The organism is Saccharothrix coeruleofusca, assembly GCF_014648515.1.
GTDB classification, from domain to species: Bacteria; Actinomycetota; Actinomycetes; order Mycobacteriales; family Pseudonocardiaceae; genus Actinosynnema; species Actinosynnema coeruleofuscum.
In genome coordinates this window covers 68,098-90,988 of record NZ_BMRG01000010.1, presented here as the reverse complement: position 1 = coordinate 90,988, position 22,891 = coordinate 68,098, and the positions used below count along the sequence as shown (strand labels likewise).

The window sequence follows — 22,891 nt, the reverse complement described above, 5'->3', positions numbered from 1 at the left end:
ATGTCGGGGGGAACAACGGGTTGTCGGGAGGACGGAATGAACTGGACCCGGCGCGGGCGGGCGAGGTCCTGGGTGATCGGGGTCCTGGCGGTCGGCCTCGTCGTGCTGGCCGCGGGGATGTACTGGTTCCAGCCGTGGAAGCTCTGGGTGGACGAGGCGGTGCACGAGGACCTGGCCCTGCCGAGCCGGACCCAGCAGGCGGAGGACCAGCTCCCGTCCGACGCGCCGAGCTCGGCGGTGTCGCCGACGCCGTCCGAGCCCCGGACGCTGGCGACCGGCGCGCTGATCAGCCACGAGCACGAGACCAGCGGCACCGTGCGGATCGTGCGGCTGCCCGACGGGGCGCTGGTGCTGCGCTTGGAGGACATCAGCACCAGCAACGGGCCCGACCTCCACGTCTGGGTCACCGACGCACCGGTCAAGCCGGGCAAGGACGGCTGGGGCGTGTTCGACGACGGCGCCTACGTGAGCGCGGGGAAGCTCAAGGGCAACAAGGGCAGCCAGAACTACGAACTGCCCGCCGATCTCGACCTCGACCGCTACTCCAGCGTGACCATCTGGTGCGACCGCTTCGACGTCTCCTTCGGTGCCGCGGAACTGGCCAAGAACGCCGCGTGATCCCTTCCGCCGGGACGCCCGCCACCAGCGCTGCCCGTCGCGTCGAGACCGGAAAAATGTACCGAAGAGTACAGTTAGCGGTGTGACCACCCCCAAGGGCGCCGCCACCCGTCTGCGCATCGTGGAGGCCGCCGCGGCCGAGATCCGCGAACGCGGCACGATCGCCACCACCCTCGACGACGTGTGCAGGCGCAGCGGCACCGGCAAGAGCCAGCTGTTCCACTACTTCCCCCAGGGCCGGGAGCAGCTGCTGCTCGCGGTCACCGAGTTCGAGGCCGAGCGGGTGTTCCAGGACCAGGAGCCGTACTTGCACGAGCTCGACTCGCGCACGGCGTGGGAGGCGTGGCGCGACGCCATCGTCGAGACCTGCCGCGACCAGGGGCCGCACTGCCCGCTGGGCGTGCTGATCGCCGACGTGGGCCGGTACAGCCCGGCCGCCCAGGCCGTCACGACGCAGCTGATCCGGCGGTGGCAGGCGGCTGTGCGGGCGGGCATCGAGGCCACGCGGGCAGCGGGCGGGATCGGCCCGGACCTCGACGCCGACCGCACGGCCGCGGCCGTGATCACCGCCATCCAGGGCGGCGTCAGCGTGCTGCTCTCCACCGGTTCCGCGACGCACCTGGAGGTCGCGCTGGACCTCTGCCTGGACCACCTGTTCGCCGCGAACGCGCGGCCGGTGGGCTGACCCGGTCCCCGGCGCGTGATCGCACGGGAACTTTCCACCCCGCGCGTCCGACTCTCTGACGAGGAGGCGCATCGGCGTCATCCCGGTCGCGGAGGTGCCGGCACGATGATCCAGGTGGAGGCGACGATCGAGAGCGCCCGGCGCGGGCCGGGGCTGCGGGCGGACTTGCGAACAGCCGTGCTCGACGCCACGGCCGCGCTGCTGATCACGGCGGCGATCTTCGCGTGGCTCTACGCGCGAGTGCGGTCCGGGACTTCGGCGACCCTCGCGGTGATGCCGTACCTCGCCGACGCCGACACCTACCTGATGTACTGGCTGTGCCAGGCGTTCGGCTGGACGGCGCTGCTGTGGGCGTGGCTGACGACCGTGCTGGGGCTGGTCCGCTCCAGCGCCCGACCGGCGTGGTCGCGCCTGTCACCGGTCGCCGTCGAGCGGTGGCACCGCGCCACCAGCCTGACCACGATCGGGCTGATGTTCGCCCACGCCTTCTGGTTCTTCGCCGAACTGGTGCGCTCCAACGAGCACGGCCTGGACTGGGCGGGCCGGTTCGGCACCGCGTTCGTCGAGGTGTTCGTGCCCGGCGGGTACCAGTCGGGCACCGGCCGGGTCGCGATCCTGCTCGGGCTGCTGGCGTTCTACCTCGCCATCCCGCTGGGGCTGGCCTACTACCTGCGCGCCCGCACCGGCGCTCGGGTGTGGCGGGCGCTGCACCGGTTCGTGATCGCCGTCTACGTCCTCAGCGTCTGGCACACCCTGCTGTACGGCACGAACGTCTGGTTCGACGGCTGGCCCCGCACCACCCTGTGGGTCCTGCAGCTGCCGGTCGCCGCGCTGCTGCTGGCCCGGCTGCTCGCCCCGGCGCGCCCCGCCGAGCGGCTCGGGCGGACCAGGGGCGTGCTGGTGACCGGCAGGCGGGCGGTGGCGCTGCTGGCGGTCGTCGGCGCGATCGGCGCGCTGGTCGCCGTGGTGGTCAGCGGCCGGGACGGCGGACGCACCCCCGGCGCGCACCACAGCGCGGGTCTGTCGGTGCTGCCGTGGATGGTGTGGCTCGGGTTCGCGGTCTTCACCGTGGCGGTGGTCGTGGCGGTCGCCCTGGTCCGGCGCGCCGAGCGGGGTTCGCCGGTCCGCTGACGCGCCTCAGGCCCGCGCCCTGATCCTGGTCGCGGCGCGGCGCAGCAGGACGGAGCGACCGCGGTTGGGCACCGTCCACAGGTCGTGGCCGCGCAGGCCCCAGTGGCCGAGCAGGCTGTTGGCGGCGAGGAAACCGGTGGTGGCGGCGCGCTCCATCAGCGCGACGGGCAGGTCCACCCTGGCCAGGTCGCCCGCGACCACCAGGGTCGGGTCGGGGGTGGCGACGGTGGGGCGGGTGGTGAACGAGCCGGGGGCGAACAGGGGGCAGTCGGCGGACAGGACGTGCTCCTCCTGGCGCACCCGCGCGCCGGACAGCTCCGGGTAGACCGCCTCCAGCTCGCGCACCAGGGTGGCCACCACCTCGTCCTGGTCGCAGTCCTCGTCCAGGGCGTAGGCGTGCAGCTCCACGACGGAGCCGCCGGTGCGGTCGCGGTAGGCGCGCGCCTGGTCCTCGAAGTGGTCGAGCACGCTGACGTTGTCCAGCCGCCCGAAGCCGCTGGTGCCCAGGAACGGGGCGCGGTCGGGCCGGGCGGGGCGGTCCAGCCACAGCCTGCTCACCAGGAACGGCGGGGTGGTGCGCAGGCCCGCCACTCGCGCGCGCCACTGCGGGGTGGCCAGTTCCGGTGAGGCCTCGACCAGGGCGCGCAGGCCGTTGACGTCCACCGCGAGCACGACCGCGTCCACGTCCTCCGCGCCGCCCGCCACCACCCGGTAGCCCTCGGCGCGGCGGGTCACCCGCTCGACCGCGCTGCCGGTGCGCACCTCCACGCCCAGCGCCGCCAGGTGCTCGCGCATCGGCTCCCAGATCGCCGCCGGGTACGAATCGCGCGGCACGTCGAACAGCAGGCCCTCGCTGGAGCCCAGGAAGTAGATGTGGAACATGGTCACCAGCTCGGCGGCCGACAGCTTCGACGGGTGGGCGAAGAAGCTGCGCGAGAACACCTCGAACGCCAGGTGCCGGGCCGCGTCGGGGAAGCGGATGCCGCGCAGGAACCCGTCCGCGTCCACGTCGTCGAGCTCGACGTAGGTGCGCGGCAGCGACACGTCGAACAGCGCGGTGGCCGCGCGGGTGTCCATCCGCGCCAGGTCCCGCAGCGTGAACGTCTCGCTGCGCAGCACGAACCCGGCCACGTTCCACGGCGGGGTCAGCGGCAGCCGCGCGAAGCTCTCCCGCGTGCCGTTGGCGTGCAGCAGCGGGTAGTCGGCCACCGGCCGCAGCCGGGCCAGGTCCGGATCGGCGCGGCGCAGCAGGGCCCGCAGGTTGTAGTACTGCCGGAAGAAGGCGTGGAAGCCGCGCGTCATCGTCTCCCCGGTGCGGGTGGTCCACCCGCGCACCCGGCCGCCCAGCTCGTCGTGCCGCTCGTGCAGCACCACCCGCACGCCGCGCTCGGCCAGCGCGACCGCCGCGGCCACCCCGGCGATGCCGCCGCCGACGACGGCGACGCGCGGCTCGCGCCCGCTCTCGGCGCGGGCCCGGCCGGGGCGTCCTGGCAGCAGGCGCGCGCGGCGGTCGCGACCCGACGGCGGGCCCTGCCTGCCGGTGAGCAGGAACAGGGGCAGGCCGGGGGTGGTGGTCATGTCAGCGATCCTGGCACCGCCGCACCGCCCTCGCCCGGTGGAGCGCGACCCGCTCATCCGGTCCGATCGGGTGAGCGCCGCTAGGGTTGCGTGACATGTCGACGCGCCAGGTCCTCCGCGTTCCCACCCGCGCGGTCCCGGCCGCCGCCTGGGTCCTCGCGCTCGGCGTGGTGCTCACCCAGATCGTCTACTCGATGACCGACCCCGCCGACCGGATCTTCACCACGGTGCTCTCGGTCGCGCTGTTCTGCGCGGCCTCGGTGCTCGACGCGGCCCGCCGCGCGGGCGCTCGCGCGGCCGGGCTGCTGGTCCTGGTCGCCGGTGGCGGCGGGCTGCTGGCCGAGGCGGTGGGCGTGCGCACCGGGTTCCCGTTCGGCGAGTACGCCTACACCGACGCGCTGGGCGCGCAGCTGCTGGGCGTGCCGGTGGTGGTGCCGATGGCGTGGATCATGATGGCCTGGCCGTCGTTGCTGGTGGGACGGGCGCTGGGGAACCGGCTGCCGGGCGGGGGCCGGGCGGTGGTCCCGGTCGCGACGTGGGCGCTGGCGTCGTGGGACGTGTTCCTGGACCCGCAGATGGTCGACGCGGGCCACTGGACGTGGGCGCACCCGACGCCCGCGCTGCCCGGCGTGGCGGGCGTCCCGCTGACCAACTTCGCGGGCTGGCTGCTGGTCGCCGCGCTGATCACCGGCGCGCTGCACGCGCTGCTGGACCACGACCCCGGCGTGGACCCGCGTCGCGGCCCCGCGCCCGCGCTGTACCTGTGGACCTACGGCTCGTCGGTGTGGGCGCACGCGGCGTTCTTCGACCGGCCCGGCTCGTCGCTGGTCGGCGGGCTGCTGATGGGCGCGGTCGCGGTGCCGTTCGCGGTCGCGCTGTGGCGGACGCACCGGTGAGGCGGCTGCTGGGGGCGCTGGTCGCGGGCGGGTCGGCGACCGCCGCGCTGGGCACGGCGCACGCGCTGGTCAACGCCCGGCTGGTGCGCACGCCACCCGCCGACCCGCCGCCGTGCGCGGAACCGGTGTCGGTGCTGGTGCCCGCCAGGAACGAGGCGCACCGCGTCACGCCGACGCTGCGGTCGCTGCTGGCGCAGCGGGGCGTGCCCGACCTGGAGGTGCTGGTCTGCGACGACGGGTCGACCGACGGCACCGCCGACGTGGTGCGCGCCGTGGCGGCGGGTGACCCGAGGGTGCGGCTGATCACCGGCTCCCCTCCCCCGGACGGCCTGCCCGGCAAACCCGGCGCGTGCGCGCGGCTGGCCGCCGAGGCGCGCGGGCGGGTGCTGGTGTGCGTGGACGCGGACGTGGTGCTGGAGCCGCACGCGGTGGCGGCCACCGTCCACCTGCTGCGGTCGGCGGGGTTGGACGCGGTGTCGCCGTTCCCGCGCCAACTGGCCGACGACGCGGCGACGCGCCTGGTGCAGCCGCTGCTGCAGTGGTCGTGGCTGGTGTTCCTGCCGCTGCGGCTGGCCGAGCGGTCCCCGCGCGAGTCGCTGAGCGCGGCCAACGGCCAGTTCTTCGCCGTGGACGCGGACGCCCTGCGGCGCTGCGGCGGGTTCGAGGCGGTGGCCGACGCCGTGCTGGACGACATCGCGCTCATGCGGGCGGTGAAGCGGTCCGGTGCGCGCGGGGCGGTGGCCGACGGGTCGGGCGTGGCGCGGTGCCGCATGTACCGGGGGTGGGCGGAGGTCGCGGCGGGCTACGAGAAGTCGCTGTGGGCGGCCACCGGCAGCCCGCTGAACGCGGTGCTGCTCGCCGTCCTGCTGGGGTGGGTGTTCGTGCTGCCGCCGGTGGCCGCGCTGACCGGGTCGCGGGTGGGGCTGCTGGGGTACGCGGCGGCGGTGCTGGGGCGCGCGGTGACGGCTCGGCGCACCGGTGGCCGGGCGTGGCCGGACGCGCTGGCGCACCCGGTGTCGGTCGGCGTGCTGCTGCGCCTGCTGGCGCGCTCGTGGCGGGCCCGCCGCGCGGGGACGCTGACCTGGAAGGGCCGACCGCTGCACGGGAGCCGCTGATGGCGCGGGTCGTCGTGGTCGGCGCGGGCATGGGCGGGCTGGCCGCCGCCGCGCGCCTGGCCGCCACCGAGCACCGGGTGACCGTGCTGGAGCAGTCCGGCACGTACGGCGGCAAGCTCGGCGAGCTGCGGCGCGACGGGTTCGCGTTCGACACCGGGCCGTCGCTGCTGACCCTGCCGCGGGTCTACCGCGACCTGTTCGCCGAGACCGGCGGCGACCTGGACGCGGCGGTCGAGGTCGTGCCGGTGGAGCCCACCTGCCACTACCGGTTCGCCGACGGGTCCGAAGTGGACCTCCCGCACGACCCGGCCGCCGTGCCCGGCGCGCTGGAGGCGGCGTTCGGCGCGGGCGCAGGACGGGAGTGGGCGGAGCTGATGGCCGACGCCGCCCGGCTGTGGGAGCTGGTGGGCGAGTCCGTGCTGCAGCGCCCGCTCAACGGGGTGGGCGACCTGGTGCGGCGCTCGGCGAGCGTGCGCGACCTGTGGGCGCTGGCGCCGTGGCGGACCCTGCGCGCGGTGGGCAGGCGGCTGTCCGACCCGCGCGCCCGGATGCTGCTGGACCGCTACGCCACCTACAGCGGCTCGGACCCGCGCCGCCTGCCCGGCCTGATGACCGTCGTGCCCTACGTCGAGCAGCGCTACGGCGGCTGGTACGTGCGCGGCGGCCTGCGCAGGCTCGGCGACGCGCTGTTCGCGCACTGCCGGGGGCTCGGGGTGCGCTTCGAATTCGGGGCCCGCGTCACGGCGGTGCGCGCGGCGGGCGGCGGGGTGACCCTGGCGGGCGGCGCGGTGGTGCCCGCCGACGTCGTGGTCTCCGACGCGGACGCGCGGCACCTCTACGGCCACCTGCTCACCGACCGCCGGGCCCGCGCGCCCCGCCGCGCGCTGGCCCGCGCGGTGCCGTCCCTGTCCGGGTTCGTGCTGCTGCTGGCGCTGCGCGGGCGTTCGCCGCGCCCCTACCACCACCGCGTGCTGTTCCCCGCCGACTACGACGCCGAGTTCGACGCCCTGTTCGGCCCGGACCCGCGACCGGTGCCCGACCCGACGGTCTACGTGTGCTCCCCGGACGACCCGACCGTCGCACCGGAGGGGCACGAGGCGTGGTTCGTGCTGGTCAACGCCCCGCGCCAGGGCCAGGTGGACTGGACCGCGCCCGGAGTCGCCGAGGGGTACGCCGACCGCGTGCTGGACGTGCTCGCCGAACGCGGGCACGACGTGCGCGACCGGCTGCTGTGGCGCGAGGTCCGCACTCCGGCCGACTGGGAGCGCGACACCGGATCGGTCGGCGGCGCGCTGTACGGCTCGTCGTCCAACGGGGCGCGCGCCGCGCTGCTGCGCCCGGCCAACCGCAGCCCCGTGCCCGGCCTCTACCTGGTCGGCGGCTCCGCCCACCCCGGCGGCGGGCTGCCGCTGGTGGCCATGTCCGCCAAGATCGCCGCGGACCTCATCGGCCCTGCGTGAGGTTCGGCGCGAGTTCCGGCGCGGCGCGGTCGCGCAGCTCCCGGCGCAGCGCGACGGCCAGGTGCGCGCCGCCCGCCACGGCCACCACCGCCCACAGCACCAGGCACACGGCCCCCCACGACCAGCCCGTCCACGGCGTGCCGCCGGTCCACAGCCCCGCGCCCAGGCACGCCACCGCCGCGATCACCACGCGCGTCGGGCGCTCGGCCACGGTGATCGCCCCCGCGCCGGTCATCCCCGCGCCCTGAGCGCGGGCGCGGGCGTACTCGTGCAGGAACAGCGACCCGCCCACCGCGGCCGCGAGCCACCCCGGCCCGCCCAGCACCACCAGCAGCAGCACCAGGCACACGTCGCCGAGCCGGTCGGCCACCGCGTCCACCACCGCACCCAGCGGGCGGGCGCGGCCGGTGCGCAGGGCCACCGCCCCGTCCACGCCGTCGAGCAGCCCCGACAGCACCACCAGCGCGCACGCGAGCAGCGCCCACCGCCCACCCGCCGCCGCCACGCCCACCGCGCCCGCGGCGATCACCACGCCCGCCGCCGACAGCGCGTCGGGCGGCACCCGCAGCAGCCCCTTCGCCAGCACGTGGACGAGTCTGATCCACCCCACCGCCAGGCGGTTGCCGGACACGTCGTGCCCGTGCAGCCGTGACCAACCCCGTACCTCGTCCACCGCACCACCGTAGGTCGGCCGGTGTGCGCCCGCCGGTCGCGGGGTACACCCGACCATGCGAACGGTCCGTGCGGTGCTGCGGCACGCCCTGGCGGCACTGCGCGGACGCGACCTGGCGCTGTGGGCGGCCGGGATCACCTTCTTCGCGGCGCTGGCGGTGGTGCCGGTGCTGCTGCTGGCGCTGCGCGGGGCGGCGGTCCTCTTCGGACCGGACCTGGTCACCGATGGCGTGCGGCTGCTGAGCGGGGCACTGCCCGACGCGCAGGCGCCAGGGCCCGCGCTGCGCGCGCTGACCGACGCCGCGCTGGGCGCGTCGTGGCCGGTGCTGCTGTCCACCCTGCTGCCCGCCAGCCTCTACGGCGAGGGACTGCGCCGGGGCCTGCTGCAGATCGCGGGCGAGCCGTCCGGCGCGAAGACCGGCTGGCTGGGTCGGATCGGCTTCCTGCCGGTGCTGCTCGCCGCTCCCCTGCTGATCGCCGCGCCGCTGGCGCTCGCGCCGTCGGTCGCCCCCGACTACCGGGCGGGCGGCTGGTCGGCGGTGTGGGGTGTCGTGGTGTCGTTCCACGTCGACTGGGTCGCGTTGTCGGTGGCGACCTGCCTGGTGTTCCTGGCCACCGGCCCCAGCCTGCTGCCCCGCGCGCTCGCCGTCGTCGGCGGGTTCTGCGCGGGCGCGGTGCTGACCGGGTTCCTGCACGGGTTCCTGCTGTTCCTGGCCATCCCGGTGGACTGGGCGTTCCCGTTCGCCGGTCTGGAGGTGGTGGGCGCGGTGGCCGCTCTGGGCCTGTGGCTGTACCTGCTGCACATCGTCCTGCTGCTGGCCTACCGGGTGCTGCTGAGCGCCCACGAGGTCCGCCGATCACCACCTCGGACCTGATCGCGCCGGACGGCACGACCTACCGCCTCCAGCACCAGCCGACGAGCAGTCAGCCGGACCCCGGTGGCACCTTCACCGTCGACCTGTCCTACGAGACCCGCGACGGCACCTGGCGGCTGCGGGTGCACAACGTGGTCTGGGCGGGGCCGGGCTCCCTCGACCGGTGGAGCCTGGCGCTGTAACCCCGACCAGGGGGATCGCCGCCCGCTCAGCGCGGCGGCGATCCCCTCCCGGTGCGACGGCTCACCCGGACGCCGAGTCGATCATGGACGAGTAATTCGACTCGACGTGCGCTCCGGCCCGCGCCGGATGGCGATATCCGCGATCACGTCCGTTGACACGCCATTGATCACGAGATTACCGACACCGCCGAGCAGCGGTTCCACCCGAGCAGTGCGGAAACCGCGATCAGACCATTCCACCGGCGGCTGCTCAGGGTGTCCTGGCACGACCCAGTCGGGATGACGTGAGGCCGCTGCTGTCCGTGTCGCTCCTATCAAGAGCATTACCGGGATCGGGTGAAGTGACCTACGATCGGTCCTGGTCAACACACCGACAGTCGACCCGGCTCCTCGTCGACGGCAGACGTGCTCTTTCCATCGGGTGATCGTATAAGAACAAGTTGCCCGACGACTCCGACGGGTTGTACGGTCGGGTTCGCGGCGATCGGCAATCGACGAAGCTGGGCGGCTACACCGGTTGAGCCGCGTTATATCGAAACCAATCACGAGACCTGGCACCCTGCCATCACGGCACGAACGCGCTGTCGCCATCGGTGAGCACGTGAATGTGATCCGAATGGATGGGCGGCGCACAGGTCGCGAGGTGTGTTCCCGGCACTGCTCGTGGATGTCGACACACACCGCCCTCACCGGCTCCGCACCCACCACCGATCCGGCGCCATGGCGGTCGGTGCGGCACGTTCCTCCTCGACCGCTCGGAGAGCGCGTCGAGAAACCACGGGATCGGAGAAGGACATGCCCTTGGAAGGATCGCCGCAGTTGGAAGCACGGCTGGAGAAGCTGTTCAAGGCGATCGACCGCGACGGCAGCGGGTGCGTCGAGCGGAGCGACTACGAACGCGTCGTGGACCGGTACAACACCCTGTTCGAGGTCGACCCCGAGTCGCCCGAGGGGCAGGAGCTGCTGGGAGCCCACATGATGCTCTACTCGGAGGTGGTGCGGCACGCTCAAGGCCACGACCGCGTGTCGAAACAGGAGTACGTGTCCGCTCTCCTGCAGATGCTGGTGGAGACGAACTGCGACAACTTGTTGATGGCCATGCCCAACGCCGTCTTCGACGTGATCGACCGGAACGACGACGACATGATCGACGAGCAGGAGTTCAGGCGGTTCCTGCAGGTGTGGCAGATCGACAGCCCGGCGACCATGGAGGTGTTCACCAGGCTCGACACGGACCGGGACGGCCAGATCAGCCGCCACGAGTACGTCAGTTCGTGGCGCGACTTCTTCTCCGACAGCACCACCGCACCGGGCACGCTGTACTGCCGGTGCGCATGACCCTGTCGACGTCGGCCTGCCACCGGGTCGGGCGGGTTCATCGCCTGACCCGGCACCGATAACGCGGAACTCGCCGACCGGTCAGCACACGCCGTCGTCGGACTTGGGGTTGGTCAGGCCGAACAACGGGCGGCACCGCACGCCCAGCCACGCGCCGCACAACGCGCAGACACCCCAGATCCAGCCGTGCAGGCTGCCGGAGGAGATGCCGCCCAGCAGCGCGCCGATGTTGCAGCCGCCGGACATCCGCGAGCCGACGCCCATCAGGAAGCCGCCCAGCAGCGCCGCCAGCGCGGTGCGCCACGCCACCCGGCTGTGCAACCGCCAGGTGCTCGCCGCGGCGGCGGCCACGGCCGCGCCGAGCACGATGCCGATGTTGGTCAGGCTGGTCCGGTCGGCCAGCACGGAGCCTGCCAGCGCCGCCGCCTGCTCGCCCTCCCGCCAGAACGGCCAGTGCTCCGGGTGCGCGCCGAAGAGCTGGAGGATCTTCGCGCCCCACAAGGAGTAGGCGCCGGTGACGCCCCACACCTGACCGGACACCAGGAACACCACGCCCGCCAGCAGGCCGAGCACGATCGCTCCGGCGAACACCGACCACGAGCCCCGGTACAGCCGGGCCAGGCCGTGCGCGGTCGGCGGCGGCACGACCGGGGGCGGGTTGCGGCGGTGCTGCACCACCAGGGTGGCCGCCACGACGCCGAGCAGCGCGAGCGCGGTGATCGCCCACGAGCCGAACCAGCCGATGTGGTCGGCGAGCAGGACGCCGCCGGTCTGCGGCAGCCGGTCCAGCAGCGGCATCAGCCAGGTGCAGAACACCGCGCCCGCCACGAAACCGCCCAGCGCGGGCACGATCGTGCTCTGCCCCGACCCCACCGCGAACAGGGTTCCGGAGGCGCAGGAGCCCGCGAGCTGCATCCCGACGCCGAACAGGGCGGCCCCGAGGAGCAGCGGCACGCCCAGCGACCCCGCCTGGGCGTGCGGGACCGCGCCGAACAGCCCCAGCCCACCCGCCGAGATCGCCGCGACGGCCGTCGCGGCGGTGCCCAGCAGCAGCGCCTGGGCGCGCAGCCCCTGGCCGTTGCCGACGGCGACCAGCCGCTGCCAGGCCGAGGCGAAGCCGAACCGCGAGTGGAACAGCGCCATCCCCAGCAGCAGTCCCAGCGCCAGGTAGACACCCTCCCTGGCGCCGTGGGTGACGGCCACGGCCGCCGTCACCAGCACCGCCAGCGCCGACGCCACCAGCAGCGGCACGGGCCGGATGGGGGCACTGGGGTCCGGCGGCGGTGGGGCGCACGAGGTCCGGGCCGCGCCGAGGAACCTGCGGTCCACCCGGACGTCGGTGGGCACCACCGGAACGCGGCGCACGGTGACGGGCATCGCCACTCCCCGGTTCAGGCCCGGCTCGCGGCGGCGGCCCGGCGGAGTTCCTCCACGTCCAGCTCCCGGACTTGGCGCAGCACGTCCTGCAGCGCCTCCTCGGGCAGCGCGCCCTCGTGCGCGAACACCAGGGCGCCACCGCGCAGGACGGCGATCTTCGGGATCGCCTCGACGTCGAAGGCGGTCCGCAGTTCCGGCTGCTTCTCGACGTCGACCAGGGCGAAGGTGATGTCGCGGTTCTCGTCGGCGGTGTCGGTGTAGGCGGTGCGGAAGGCCCGGCACGGGCCGCACCAGGACGCACCGAAGTTGATGACCAGGAAGTCGTTCCCGGCCAGGACGTCCTCGAAGTCCTCCGCGCGGAGCTCGATCAGGCCCGCGGTGTCGTCCGGCATGTCAGCGGCCAATCATCAGATGAGGGAGGGTTCCGACGCGGGGTCTTCCGCACCGGCCATCACGTGCTCCAGCAGCCCCAGCACGGTCTGCTTCACCTCCTCGCGGACCCGCGCGTCGCAGCGGAGGATGGGGATCGACGGGTCGAGCGCCATCGCCTTGCGGACGCTGTCCAGCGAGTGGTGCAGGATGCCGTCGAAGGTGTTCACCACCACGATGTAGGGGATCTGCCGGTTCTCGAAGAAGTCGACCGAGGTGAAGGAGTCGGCCAGGCGGCGGGTGTCCACCAGCACCACGGCGCCGATCGCGCCGCGCACCAGGTTGTCCCACATGAACCAGAACCGCTCCTGCCCCGGCGTGCCGAACAGGTACAGCAGCAGGTCGTCCTCCAGCTCGACCCGGCCGAAGTCCATCGCCACCGTCGTGGTGCCCTTGAGGGGAACCCGCTTGGTGTCGTCGAAGTCGGTGCTGGCCGCGGTCATCATCGCCTCGGTGGTCAGCGGCTTGATGTCCGAGACCGAGCCGACGAAGGTCGTCTTGCCCACGCCGAAGCTGCCCGCGACCACGACCTTGACCGAGGTGACCGCCTTGCGCTGCGCCTTGCGCGCGGCGCGGTCGGCCCGCGCCCCGTTGTCCGTCATGCCCAACCCCTCTCCACCGCGACCGGTCGCCCGGTCACGCGCCAGCGCCCTCGTTGACCGCGACCCGCTCGTCCGGCGTCAGCGTCCGACCCACCCGGTCGACCAGCAGGGCCATCTCGTAGGCGATCTGGCCGACGTCGTGGCCGGGATCGGCCAGCACCGCCAGGGACGAGCCGTCGCTGATCGACATCAGCAGCATGGTCCCGGCGTCCATCTCCAGGATGGTCTCGTTGACGTTGCCCGCCTCGAAGCACTGCGCCGCGCCGTCGGCGAGGCTCACCAGGCCGCAGGCCACGGCGGCGAGCTGGTCGGCGCGGTCCTCCGGCAGGCTGTCGGACGCGGCGAGCAGCAGGCCGTCCGCGGACACCGCGATGCCGTGCGCGACACCGGGTACCCGCTCCGCGAAGTCGTTGATCAGCCAGTCGTAATCGTTGTCCTGCGCGGACTTCTCGGCCATTTCTTCCTCCACTCCCCCGGCTCGCGCCGGGTCCGCGTGGCGCGGCGCGCTCACGCGCCGTCGCCCTTCCTGCCCATGGCCTTCCACCCGCCGGACCGCTTCGACCGCGTGCCCGACGTCTTCTTGGCCCGCTGCACACCCCGCTGGAAGCTGGAGATCCGCAGCCTGGTGTGCTCGGGGTCGCGCTCCACCGGCTGCGCCCGACGGCCCGCACCGGACCCGGCGCTGCCCGGCAGCAGCTGGGCGCCGCGTTCGCGCATGGGCAGGCCGTCCTCGGTGTAGGCGTACCTCTCCGGCCTGGACATCGTCTCCACGACGTTCCAGTCGTCGTCGACCACCGATTGCCAGTTCTCCGGCCGCTCGCGGTCCCGTGCGCTCGGGGCGACCGAGACCGCCCTCGGCTGCTCGGCGGTGTCGCGGGCGCGGAACCACGCCGACGCGGCGCGCTCGGCCGGGCTCTTGACCGCACCGGCCTTGCCGATGACCCGGTTGGGCTTGCGCAGCGGCAGCTCCTCCGGGACGTCGGCGTGGGCCTGCTCGACCAGCTCCCGCGCGCGCTCCTCGGGGGAGGAGCGGACCGCGGTCGCGGTCGCTGCCCCGGTGCGCGCCGGGGTGTCGGTGTCGGACCCGCCGACGGAGACCAGCCGCCTCGGCTTCGTGCCGCCGGTGGGCTCGTCGGACTGGGCGCGGCGCAGCTGCGCGGCCTTCATCGCGTGCCTGCGGTCGGCCCACCCCGGCCGCTCGGCCTCCACCACGAAGTCGGCGGGCACCGAGACCAGCACGGTGACACCGGGAAAGTTCTCACCGCCCAGCAGCTCGACGCCGAAGCCGTGCCTGCCCGCCAGCCTGCCGACGACCAGCAGGCCGACCCGGCGGGAGGTGGCCAGCTCCAGCGAGCCGAGCCGGGTCAGCCGCTCGTTGGCGGCGCGGACCTCCTCGTCGGACATGCCGATGCCGTTGTCGGCCACCGCGATCGACAGGCTGCCGTCGCGCAGCACCTGGGCCTGCACGGTCACCGCGGTGTCCGGCGCGGAGAACGCGGTGGCGTTGTCGATCAGCTCGGCCAGCATCCGGATCAGGTCGCCCGCGGCCGAGTCGACCACCTTCGCCTTGGGCGGGTCGACCGCCTCGACGCGCTGGTACTGCTCGACCTCGGACATCGCGGCCTGGATCACGTTGGCCACCGGGACCGGCATCCCCGTCTTGCGCACCAGCTCGGTGCCGGACAGCACCAGGACGTTCTCGTTGTTGCGGCGGGTGCGCGTGACCAGGTGGTCGAGCTGGAACAGCTTGGTCAGCTGGTCGGGCGAGTCGGCTTCCTGCTCCAGCTGCTGGACCAGCTGCAGCTGCCGCTGCACCAGCGACTGGCTGCGGCGGAACATGTTGACGAACACCTCCGCGTAGCCCGAGCGCATCTTGGCCTGCTCGGTGGCGGCCTGCACGGCCTCGCCGCAGACGGTGTCGAAGGCCGCCGCGATGGCGCCGAACTCGCCGCCCGCGGGCGCGGGCATCGACGGCCGCTCGGCGGCGCGCCCGTCCCGCGCCCGCTGCAGCGCGGCGGGCAGCTTGTCGCCCGCGATGTCGATCGCCGCCGCCCGCAGCGCGCCGACCGCCCCGCGAACGTGCCGCAGCACCGCGAAAGCCACCGCGGCGGCCAGCAGCGCCGCCGCCACCAGCCCGACGACCAGGTTCCGCTGCGTCGCCGCGGCGTCGGCGGCGTGCGCGCCCACCTCGTCGACCGCCGCGTCGGTCAGCCGGGCCAGCGCCTCGCCGACCTGGTCGATGACCGGCTGGGAGACCGTCAGCCACTGCGGTGCCGACACCGACGGGCGGAAGACGCCGTCGGGCCCCAGCACAGCCGCGGCGAGCTGGTCGCGCGCGTCGACGGCGGTCGCGACCACGGTGGAGGACAGCAGCGCCTGCGCCTCACCCGACGCGGCCGAGCTGAACCGGCCGAACCAGGCCGTGGCCAGCGCGGTGGCGGCGCGGGCCTGGCCGAGCTGCGGTTCGGGCAGGGCGCGCGCGGCGAGGCCGAGCGCGATGAACGACTGCTGCTGCGACAGGTGCTCGTTCGCCCGCGCCAGGTCGTGCGCGGTGGAGAGCCGGTGGGCGGGTTCGGCCCGCGCGATGGCGGGCAGCAGCGCGGCGTGCAGGTCCAGCAGGGCCCCGGTGACCGCGGAGTACTCGGCCACCGCCTGGGTCGGGACCGCGATGGCGCGCACCTCGTCCAGGCGGGCCAGCCGGGCCTGGGCGGTCTCCGCCGCGCGGCCGGGGTCGGCCACCTGCGCGAGCGCGCCGGTCAGCTGGGCGACGGCGGCGTCGGTCCCGGCGCGGGCGGCGGTCAGCCGCTCGCCGCCGGTCTGGCCCGCCACCAGCTCGCGCTCGTCCTGGACCGCGGCGAGCGCCGAGGAGGCGCCGCGCACGGCCTGGACGACGCGCTCGTCGGTCCGGTGGGCGCCGAGGGCGTCGGCACCGCGCCAGAGCAGACCGGTGCCCGCCGCGAGCGCGACGACGAGCGGCAGCGCGAGCACGGCGGCGATCTTGAGGGGCAGGGTCCAGTCGCGCCACGCCAGCAGCGCGCGGACCCTTCCTGTGGTGGCCAAGGTCTTCCCCCGTTCTCAGGCGAGCTTCGCCAGGCTGGCGTGCACGCGTTTGAGCAGCGCCAGGGGCGGCTTGCCGTCGAAGATCGGCGCGGTGTCGTGCGGCACCAGCAGGCCCAGGTCGAGCGCGTCGCCGATGAGCACCTTGGCCACGCCGATCGGGGCGTCGATCGCCACCGCGATCTCGGCGACCGACTGCGGCGACTCGCACTGGCGGCAGATGCGCATCTGGTCCTCGTCCAGCTCGCGCTCGCCCGGCCACTCCTCGTGCAGCCCCGTCGCGGTGAGCACGGTCTCGAACTGCAGGTCGTGCGCCGCCTCCGCCCGGCCGCCCGCGCGGACGTAGGGCCGGACGACGGTGGCGTCCTCACCCTCCGGAACGCACTCGGGGGTGCCGTCCTCACCCGGCGTCAAACGGCACAGGTCGCTGCCGTCCTGAGTCCTGCCCTCGACGAACCAGCGGGGCAGCGCGACGGGCGAGAGCTGCGTCAGCACCTCCACCACGGTGGTGCGCGAGCCGCCGGTCCCCGTCTCGTCCGCGGGCGTCCTGACCCGGAAGTCGCGGTCGGCCCACTCCCCGTAGTCGGCCCACCCGCCGAACCGATCTCGCTGCGTATTGGATGTGCTCACCCCTGGCTCCTCGCTGGTGCTGCTCGGTCTTGGCTAGGCATTCGGCACCGTGCAAGCCAGCCGCGCGCCGTCCGGCGACGCGGTCAGCAGGCCGCCGTCGGGGGACATCGGGGGCAGCGCGCCGCTGCCGCCCTGACCCCGCAGCTCCCACGCGGTGAACGGGCTCGTCCCCTGGGCGGACTGGCCACACCGGAACGACGCCCCGCCACGGGCGACGGCCGAGGCGTAGGCCGCGACGGCGCTCGCGTCGTTCGCCGTGACCAGGTAGAACCGGCCGCCGACGACGGTGAAGCCCACGGCGGTGCCGGAGGTGCCCGCCACCTGCTGCGCACCGCCCGGCTGCGCCGAGGGCGCCTCCCCGTGCGAGGGGTGCTCCCCCGCTGCCGGATCGCCGCCCGCCGACGGCAGCGGCGGCGCCTGCACCACCCGGTCGTCGGCCGTGACGGTCCTTGCGTCGAAAATCTGCTGCACCGCGAACAGCGCCGCGACACCGACACCGCCCAGTGCGAGCAGCAGCACCAACCTGATCCTCATCGGTGGTCTCCTCCTCGGTCAGCGGTTGCCCGCGCGCACGGCTTGCAGGAACGACACCCGGCGCTGAGGTCGGGGCGCGCTCGTCGCGGCGGTCACCGGCGGGCGGTCGACCAGCTGGTCGGCGTAGGCGAGCACCGCGGCGGAGCTGTCGAAGCCCACGACGCCCATCAGCCGCCCGTCCCGCACGTACCCGGTCACCGACCTGCCGCTGGTGTCCCTGGGCCGCAGGGCGACCCGCTCCGGTCCCAGCGCGGGCACCCCGGCCGCCTGGATGCGCAGCCCGTGCTGCTCCGACCAGAACCGGGGCACCGGCATGAAGGGCGTCGCGGACGCGCGGCCCGCGAGCAGGTTCTCGGCGGCGGCGCGGCCCATCTCGATGGCGTTGGTCCAGTGCTCGACCCGCCGCGGCCGCTCGTCGAACCGCAGGTTCGGCCACTTCGCCACGTCGCCCGCCGCCACCACGTCCTCGAGCCCGACGACGTGGCACGTCGCGTCGCACACCACGCCGTCGTCGAGCGGCAGGCCCGCGTCGCGCAACCAGGCCACGGTCGGCACCGAGCCCACCGCGACGACCACGCACGCGGCCTCGTAGGCCCGGCCGTTGGTCAGCCGCAGCCGCACGCTCTTGGTGCCCGGCGCCCACTCCTCGACGGTGGTCCCCAGTTCCAGGGTGACGTCGTGCGCGCGGTGCAGGTCGGTCAGCTGCCGTCCCAGCTCCGGTCCGAGCAGGTTGGCCATGAGGCTGTCGCCGCGCCCCACGACCACCACCTCCCTGGACATGGAGCGCAGGCTGGAGGCGATCTCGCAGCCGGTGAACCCGCTGCCCAGCACGACCACCGGATAGCGGTTGCCCGCCAGCGCGCGCTGCAGCCGCTTGCCGTCGGCGAGGGTGCGCAGGGTGACCACCCGCTGGTGGCCGTGCTGGCCGCCGTTGGTCCGGCGCGCGTCCACCCCGGTCGCGATGATCAGGCCGTCGTAGCTCAGCTCCTCGCCGCCGGGCAGGTGCAGCACGCGGCGGCCGGTGTCCAGTTGGGACACCGGCGTGCCCAGCCGCCACACCGCGTCCAGCTCGTCCAGCGGCTCGATCTCCAGCTCGGCCGCGGCGAGCGCACCGGTGAGGAACTGCTTGGACAGCGCGGGCCGGTGGTAGGGCATGGTGTGCTCGGCGCCGAGGATGACGATCTCGTCGGTGTACCCGAGCTCCCGCAGGCGCTCGGCCGCGCGCAGCGCGGCCAGCCCGGCCCCGACGACCGCGATGCGGCTCACTTCTCCGCTCCCTGCAGCTGGATGGCGCGCATGGGGCAGGCGCGGGCGGCCGAGCGGACGTCCTGGTTGCGCGCGACGTCCGGGTGCTGCCGGTACTGGAGCCTGCCGTCCTCGCGCAGCTGGAACACGTCCGGCGCCTCCGCCTGGCAGAACCCGTAGCGGTGGCAGCGCTGGTTGTCCACGCTCACCACCATCGGCGCGGTCTTGTCCAGGCGCTTGGTGGTGCCGGTCTCGCCGTCGATGAGACCGGCGCGGACCAGCCACGCGGGCGGTGCCACCCGCATGGCGGTGAGCACCAGCGCGGGCGCCGCGGCGGTGAGCCCGCCGATCCACCACAGGTCGATGTCGCTGTTGGCCCAAGCGCCCCACCAGGAGTGCGCGACGCCCAGCGCGATGGCCGCGTAGGCGAACTGGTGGAACCGCAACCAGTTGCGGTAGCGGAAGAACCGGTGCAGCCCGGCGGTGATCGCGATGGCGACCATGAGGTCGAAGGCGATGATGCCCAGGGCGTGCCGGAGTTGGCCGTTCATGAAGGGCACGACGAGCTCCAGGCCGGTGAGCACCCGCTCGTCGAGGAACAGGAAGGCCAGCGCGTGGGTGGCCGCCGCGCCCAGGGTGAACGCCGCGAGCATCATGTGGCCGCCGCGCAGGGCCTGGTGGCCGGTGACCCGGCGGACCCAGCCGGTGGCGGTCAGCACGCCCCAGCACAGGGTCAGGCACATCATCAGGTAAGCCAGGCGCGCGGACAGCGCGGCCATCTGGCGGACGCCGTTGTCGTGGGGACTGATCCCCGCCGCGAAGACCAGGTCAACGGAGTGCAGCACGTCGGATTCTCTCTCTTCCGCTCATTCCGCCGCGGTCCGCGGTTCGTAACGGGCGCCCATCCGCACGGCCAGGAACGTGAGGACCACGACCAGGCAGGCCAGCGCGATGCCGAGGACCAGTTCCCGCCAACTCGGCATGATTTGGTGCGGCGCGCCGTCGGTGGACCCGACGTAGAGGGACGATGCCCGGACCAGGCCGGTGCTCTCGAGCAACGTCATGTGCCGCAGAACGTATTCATTGGCAATCTGTGCGAACTCGCGCATCAGGTCGTTCTGGGTGGCCGTGCGGACCTGCGCGATGGACATGAAAATGGAGCCGTGGGCTTCCCTGGTTATGTTGGACCACGCGTCGTCGGCCGCGCTGCCGCTCTTGCCGAGGATTTCGTCGATCCACGACTGCTGCAGCGGCGTCGGTGAGTCCGGCAGGGGCACGCCGAGCTTCGCGACGGTCTCGGCGACCATCACGTCCAGCACGTGGTGCTCCTTGGACAACTGCTCGGCGACCGCCTTGACCTTGGGGTTCGTCGACCGCTGGGCCATCTGCTCGCTGGTCGGCCCCTCCCACAGGTTCGCCCAGCGGACGTTGATGAGCAGATTCCGGTCGTACTGGGACAACGGCCCCCACGGGGTGTCCCAGTCCGCGGTGTTGTCATCGCCGCGAACCGGGTCGAAGTCGACCGCGGGTTGCCCCGCCCGCTCCGGCGCGGCGCCCTTCTCCTGGCCCGCCGCCACCGAGGCGGCGGGGAACAACAGGAGCAGCAGCACCGCCGAGAGCGGCAGGAGCATTTGGCGGGCGGACCCGCCGCGCGGCGCGCGGGCAAAGCGGCGCGCGCGTGCGAAACAAGATGGCATGAACCGCCCACCTCTCGGATGCTCCAAGCGACTGATCTGAGTAGAACACCGCGGTCGACAGCAAGGACGAGCGCAACTGGATTTATCGACCGGTGCGGGCGAGATTCAACCCCATGCCGGACCCGACCGGAAGGGCGGGGGAACGAGTGGGGTCTTTCGGGCAACGGTCTGCCCGATAACCCCGAGCGCGATCGGGTGTCGCCCACCACACGGCTCGCGGCGCAACAGCGGGCGCGCGCACAGGCCGCACTGTCGCGGTTCTGTTGTCCTGCAACGGTTTTTTCCCACCGACGTGGAACACGTCCCTCGACTTCGCCGAGTCGAACCGGGCCGGAAAGCCGACGGCCACCGCGACGCGCGTGAGCACCCCCACATCAGCTCACGGCACGCTTGGTTGGCAAGACCAACTATCTCGACTAGTCTCACCGCCTGAGGTCCGACGAGGTGCCGTGCCGGAGAACGCTCTCCCGGGTACCGCCCCGACCCGAGTGACGGCCGCGCTCGCCCACCTCGACTCGGAGCACGACCCACCCCCGCTCAGCGGCGACCGCTCGACCCGCGCGGACAGTCGCAAGAGGAGGACCGCGCGGTTCTCGGCGGCGGGGCACCTCGGGATCGCCGGACCCGCTGCGTCGCGCCCTGAGTCCTTTGTGGCCGCGCACTCGAATCAGAGGAGAACCATGTCCGCAACAGCCATGCCCGTTCTCGTCACCGGTGCCACCGGGAAACAAGGCGGGGCCACGGCTCGCGCCCTGCGTGCCACGGGCTTGCCCGTCCGCGCGCTCGTGCGCGATCCCGCCTCGGACCGCGCCAGGGCCGTCGCCGCGCTCGGCGTGGAACTGGTCACCGGCGACCTGCACGACCGGGAGGCGGTGATCCGAGCCGCCGAGGGCGCTCGCGCCGTCTTCTCCGTGCAGACACCCCTGACCGCGGCAGGCGTCGACTTCACCGGGGAGGTCGCCCAGGGCGTCAACCTGATCGAGGGCGCGAAGGCAGCGGGTGTGCGGCAGTTCGTGCACACCTCGGTGGACGGCGCGGGCCGGCACACCGAAACCCCCGGTTGGGCCGAAGGTCGCTGGGAGTTCATGAAACCGACGCTGAACGCCAAGGCCGAGCTCCAGGACCGGCTCCGCGAGGCGGGCTTCGAGCACTGGACGCTGCTCAAGCCGGGCTTGTTCATGGAGAACTTCCTGCCTTCGGCGGCGTTCCTGTTCCCGCGCGGCGTCGCGGGCGGCCTGGTGACCCTGCTGAAGCCGCACACCCGGTTGTCACTGGTCGCGGCGCGGGACATCGGCCGGGCGGCGGCCGCGGCCATCGTCGAGCCGGAGCGGTTCCACCGGGTCGAGCTGGAGCTGGCGAGCGAGTGCCTGTCCATGGCGGAGATCGCCGAGGTGCTGTCCCGCGCGCTCGGGACGCCGCTGTCCGCGCCGGACATGACCGTGGAACAGGCCACCGCCGCCGGGATGCCGCCGATGGGCGTCGCGCACGAGTGGATCAACGCCGTCGGCATGGCGGGCCGCCCCCAGCACGCGCGCGACCTCGGCATCCCGCTCACCAGTTTCGAGCAGTGGGCGCGGGAGCACATGCGGGCCGACGCCTGACCCGCGGCGCCCCTCGTCCCTCGCGCGGACCACGCGCGGAGGTTCACCTCGCGGGGGCCGGACGCGACCACCGACAACCGCGAGCCGGGTCTCAGCTCTCAGCCTGAGCACGTTCCGGGAAAGCGGTTGCCGACAGAGCGCGCAGGTCTTCGAACGCTCGCAGCAGGTGCGCGTCCAAGCTCTGGGCGGGATCGTCGACCCAGGCTTGGGTCGCGTGCTGATAGGCGGCCCACCCGGTCCGCGCGGCCAGGTCGGCCAGGCCGTCGCCGACACCTCGCTGTCGCAGCGCTTCCGCCACGGCGTCGACGAGCAACGCGTGCTTGGCCAGTTCTCGTTCCCGCAGCGCCGGGGTCGCCGCGATGACCTTCCACCGCGGTTCGGAGAACGGGCGGTTGTCCTCCAGGTTGCGCGCGGATTTCCGGAAGGCGCACAGCAGCACCTCGAACGGCCCTCGTCCGGCGGGGGCGTCGACCACCGCCCGCACCAGCGCGGCGCGCAGGTCGGCTTCGCCGTCGAAGAGCACCTCCCGCTTGTCCGGGAAGTGCCGGAAGAACGTGCGCTCGTTGACGCCCGCCCGAGCGGCGATCTCCGCCGCGGTGGTCTGGTCGAACCCCCGTTCCAGGTACAGCTCCAGGGCCGCCCGCTGAAGGCGGTGACGCGCTTCCGCTCCGCTCCGTGGCACCCGCTGAGGCTACCCCATTGCGCCAGTGACTGGCGTCACGTTGTGCCAGTCACTGACATTATGCGTAGAGTCAGTAACTGGCACTAAGTAGCGCCAGTCACTGACATCATTCGGAGGGCGTCATGCACGTCTTCGTCACCGGCGGTTCCGGTCAGACCGGTCCCGCCGTCGTCGCCGAGCTCATCGCGGCGGGCCACACCGTCACCGGCCTGGCGCGCTCGGACACCGCCGCCGCCCGGTTGCGGTCGCTGGGCGCCACACCGCACCGCGGCAGCTTGGACGACCTCGACAGCCTGCGCCGCGGCGCCGAAGCCGCCGACGGCGTTGTGCACATGGCCTACGGCGGCGACTACGCCGATCCGGACGGCCTCATCCGCCGCGACCGCGCCGCGATCGAGGCGCTCGGTCAGGCGCTGGTCGGGTCCGGCAAACCGCTCGTCGGCACCTCGGGCACGCTGGTGATGCGGGCAGGCCGGGTCAGCACCGA

Annotated in this window: 25 protein-coding genes; 11 read left to right on the top strand and 14 right to left on the bottom strand. The window is 73.7% G+C overall.

What is annotated here, in order from left to right:
- Positions 1-36: 36 nt before the first annotated feature.
- The 3 genes from IEZ00_RS23090 to IEZ00_RS23080 all read left to right on the top strand — a co-directional run bounded on the left by IEZ00_RS23090 (position 37) and on the right by IEZ00_RS23080 (position 2,434).
- Positions 37-618, top strand: coding sequence for a DM13 domain-containing protein (locus IEZ00_RS23090; RefSeq protein WP_189225404.1), 582 nt, complete (start codon positions 37-39; stop codon positions 616-618).
- A gap of 82 nt (positions 619-700) precedes the next feature.
- On the top strand, positions 701-1,303 hold the full coding sequence (locus IEZ00_RS23085) for a TetR/AcrR family transcriptional regulator (RefSeq protein WP_189225403.1): 603 nt from the start codon (positions 701-703) through the stop codon (positions 1,301-1,303).
- Positions 1,304-1,408: 105 nt separating this feature from the next.
- Positions 1,409-2,434: a ferric reductase-like transmembrane domain-containing protein gene (locus tag IEZ00_RS23080; protein WP_189225402.1), complete on the top strand. Its 1,026-nt coding sequence runs from the start codon at positions 1,409-1,411 to the stop codon at positions 2,432-2,434.
- 6 nt (positions 2,435-2,440) lie between these two features.
- Here the strand turns inward: IEZ00_RS23080 and IEZ00_RS23075 are convergent, their stop codons facing one another.
- Positions 2,441-4,012, bottom strand: a complete 1,572-nt coding sequence (locus tag IEZ00_RS23075) for an FAD-dependent oxidoreductase (RefSeq protein WP_189225401.1) — start codon at positions 4,010-4,012, stop codon at positions 2,441-2,443.
- 95 nt (positions 4,013-4,107) lie between these two features.
- Between IEZ00_RS23075 and IEZ00_RS23070 the strand changes: the two genes are divergently transcribed.
- The 3 genes from IEZ00_RS23070 to IEZ00_RS23060 are packed head-to-tail and all read left to right on the top strand — an operon-like array spanning position 4,108 to position 7,483.
- Positions 4,108-4,908, top strand: a complete 801-nt coding sequence (locus tag IEZ00_RS23070) for a carotenoid biosynthesis protein (RefSeq protein WP_189225400.1) — start codon at positions 4,108-4,110, stop codon at positions 4,906-4,908.
- Positions 4,905-6,023, top strand: coding sequence for a glycosyltransferase family 2 protein (locus IEZ00_RS23065; RefSeq protein ID WP_229796008.1), 1,119 nt, complete (start codon positions 4,905-4,907; stop codon positions 6,021-6,023). Before IEZ00_RS23070 ends, IEZ00_RS23065 begins: the two co-directional genes overlap by 4 nt.
- Complete coding sequence (locus IEZ00_RS23060; protein WP_189225399.1) at positions 6,023-7,483, top strand: phytoene desaturase family protein; 1,461 nt, start codon at positions 6,023-6,025, stop codon at positions 7,481-7,483. The genes IEZ00_RS23065 and IEZ00_RS23060 overlap by 1 nt, the downstream gene beginning before the upstream one ends.
- Here IEZ00_RS23060 and IEZ00_RS23055 read toward each other — a convergent pair.
- Complete coding sequence (locus IEZ00_RS23055) at positions 7,467-8,156, bottom strand: CDP-alcohol phosphatidyltransferase family protein (RefSeq protein ID WP_229796007.1); 690 nt, start codon at positions 8,154-8,156, stop codon at positions 7,467-7,469. The genes IEZ00_RS23060 and IEZ00_RS23055 overlap by 17 nt on opposite strands.
- A gap of 55 nt (positions 8,157-8,211) precedes the next feature.
- On the opposite strand from IEZ00_RS23055, the gene IEZ00_RS23050 reads away from it, so the two are divergent.
- The gene (locus tag IEZ00_RS23050; RefSeq protein ID WP_189225398.1) at positions 8,212-9,030 is read left to right on the top strand and encodes a YhjD/YihY/BrkB family envelope integrity protein; all 819 of its coding nucleotides are present in this window, start codon (positions 8,212-8,214) and stop codon (positions 9,028-9,030) included.
- A complete protein-coding gene (locus tag IEZ00_RS38145; RefSeq protein ID WP_189225397.1) occupies positions 8,940-9,212 on the top strand; it encodes a proprotein convertase P-domain-containing protein in 273 nt (90 codons plus the stop codon). The genes IEZ00_RS23050 and IEZ00_RS38145 overlap by 91 nt, the downstream gene beginning before the upstream one ends.
- Positions 9,213-9,293: 81 nt before the next feature.
- Here IEZ00_RS38145 and IEZ00_RS37825 read toward each other — a convergent pair whose 3' ends face one another.
- Positions 9,294-9,416, bottom strand: coding sequence for a hypothetical protein (locus tag IEZ00_RS37825; protein ID WP_268248828.1), 123 nt, complete (start codon positions 9,414-9,416; stop codon positions 9,294-9,296).
- Between the two features lie 591 nt (positions 9,417-10,007).
- Here IEZ00_RS37825 and IEZ00_RS23040 point away from each other — a divergent pair.
- On the top strand, positions 10,008-10,550 hold the full coding sequence (locus IEZ00_RS23040) for an EF-hand domain-containing protein (RefSeq protein ID WP_189225396.1): 543 nt from the start codon (positions 10,008-10,010) through the stop codon (positions 10,548-10,550).
- Between the two features lie 81 nt (positions 10,551-10,631).
- Here IEZ00_RS23040 and IEZ00_RS23035 read toward each other — a convergent pair whose 3' ends face one another.
- The 10 genes from IEZ00_RS23035 to IEZ00_RS22990 are packed head-to-tail and all read right to left on the bottom strand — an operon-like array spanning position 10,632 to position 20,055.
- On the bottom strand, positions 10,632-11,927 hold the full coding sequence (locus tag IEZ00_RS23035) for a YeeE/YedE family protein (RefSeq protein WP_189225395.1): 1,296 nt from the start codon (positions 11,925-11,927) through the stop codon (positions 10,632-10,634).
- 14 nt (positions 11,928-11,941) lie between these two features.
- The gene (locus IEZ00_RS23030) at positions 11,942-12,319 is read right to left on the bottom strand and encodes a thioredoxin family protein (protein WP_189225394.1); all 378 of its coding nucleotides are present in this window, start codon (positions 12,317-12,319) and stop codon (positions 11,942-11,944) included.
- A gap of 15 nt (positions 12,320-12,334) precedes the next feature.
- The gene (locus IEZ00_RS23025; protein WP_189225393.1) at positions 12,335-12,958 is read right to left on the bottom strand and encodes a GTP-binding protein; all 624 of its coding nucleotides are present in this window, start codon (positions 12,956-12,958) and stop codon (positions 12,335-12,337) included.
- Positions 12,959-12,992: 34 nt separating this feature from the next.
- On the bottom strand, positions 12,993-13,415 hold the full coding sequence (locus IEZ00_RS23020) for a roadblock/LC7 domain-containing protein (protein WP_189225392.1): 423 nt from the start codon (positions 13,413-13,415) through the stop codon (positions 12,993-12,995).
- A gap of 50 nt (positions 13,416-13,465) precedes the next feature.
- A complete protein-coding gene (locus tag IEZ00_RS23015; RefSeq protein WP_189225391.1) occupies positions 13,466-16,018 on the bottom strand; it encodes a sensor histidine kinase in 2,553 nt (850 codons plus the stop codon).
- 15 nt (positions 16,019-16,033) lie between these two features.
- A complete protein-coding gene (locus IEZ00_RS23010; RefSeq protein WP_189225390.1) occupies positions 16,034-16,645 on the bottom strand; it encodes a DUF742 domain-containing protein in 612 nt (203 codons plus the stop codon).
- 33 nt (positions 16,646-16,678) lie between these two features.
- Complete coding sequence (locus tag IEZ00_RS23005; RefSeq protein ID WP_189225389.1) at positions 16,679-17,179, bottom strand: hypothetical protein; 501 nt, start codon at positions 17,177-17,179, stop codon at positions 16,679-16,681.
- Positions 17,180-17,197: 18 nt separating this feature from the next.
- Positions 17,198-18,445: an NAD(P)/FAD-dependent oxidoreductase gene (locus tag IEZ00_RS23000; RefSeq protein WP_189225388.1), complete on the bottom strand. Its 1,248-nt coding sequence runs from the start codon at positions 18,443-18,445 to the stop codon at positions 17,198-17,200.
- Positions 18,442-19,269, bottom strand: a complete 828-nt coding sequence (locus tag IEZ00_RS22995) for a ferredoxin (protein ID WP_229796006.1) — start codon at positions 19,267-19,269, stop codon at positions 18,442-18,444. Before IEZ00_RS22995 ends, IEZ00_RS23000 begins: the two co-directional genes overlap by 4 nt.
- A gap of 21 nt (positions 19,270-19,290) precedes the next feature.
- A complete protein-coding gene (locus IEZ00_RS22990) occupies positions 19,291-20,055 on the bottom strand; it encodes a DUF4142 domain-containing protein (RefSeq protein ID WP_189225387.1) in 765 nt (254 codons plus the stop codon).
- A gap of 746 nt (positions 20,056-20,801) precedes the next feature.
- On the opposite strand from IEZ00_RS22990, the gene IEZ00_RS22985 reads away from it, so the two are divergent.
- The gene (locus tag IEZ00_RS22985) at positions 20,802-21,722 is read left to right on the top strand and encodes an NmrA/HSCARG family protein (protein WP_189225386.1); all 921 of its coding nucleotides are present in this window, start codon (positions 20,802-20,804) and stop codon (positions 21,720-21,722) included.
- Between the two features lie 91 nt (positions 21,723-21,813).
- On the opposite strand, the gene IEZ00_RS22980 is transcribed toward IEZ00_RS22985, so the two are convergent.
- The gene (locus IEZ00_RS22980; RefSeq protein ID WP_189225385.1) at positions 21,814-22,404 is read right to left on the bottom strand and encodes a TetR family transcriptional regulator; all 591 of its coding nucleotides are present in this window, start codon (positions 22,402-22,404) and stop codon (positions 21,814-21,816) included.
- A gap of 122 nt (positions 22,405-22,526) precedes the next feature.
- Between IEZ00_RS22980 and IEZ00_RS36990 the strand changes: the two genes are divergently transcribed.
- Positions 22,527-22,891: NAD-dependent epimerase/dehydratase family protein (locus IEZ00_RS36990; RefSeq protein ID WP_229796005.1), on the top strand; the 365-nt coding region annotated here is incomplete at its 3' end.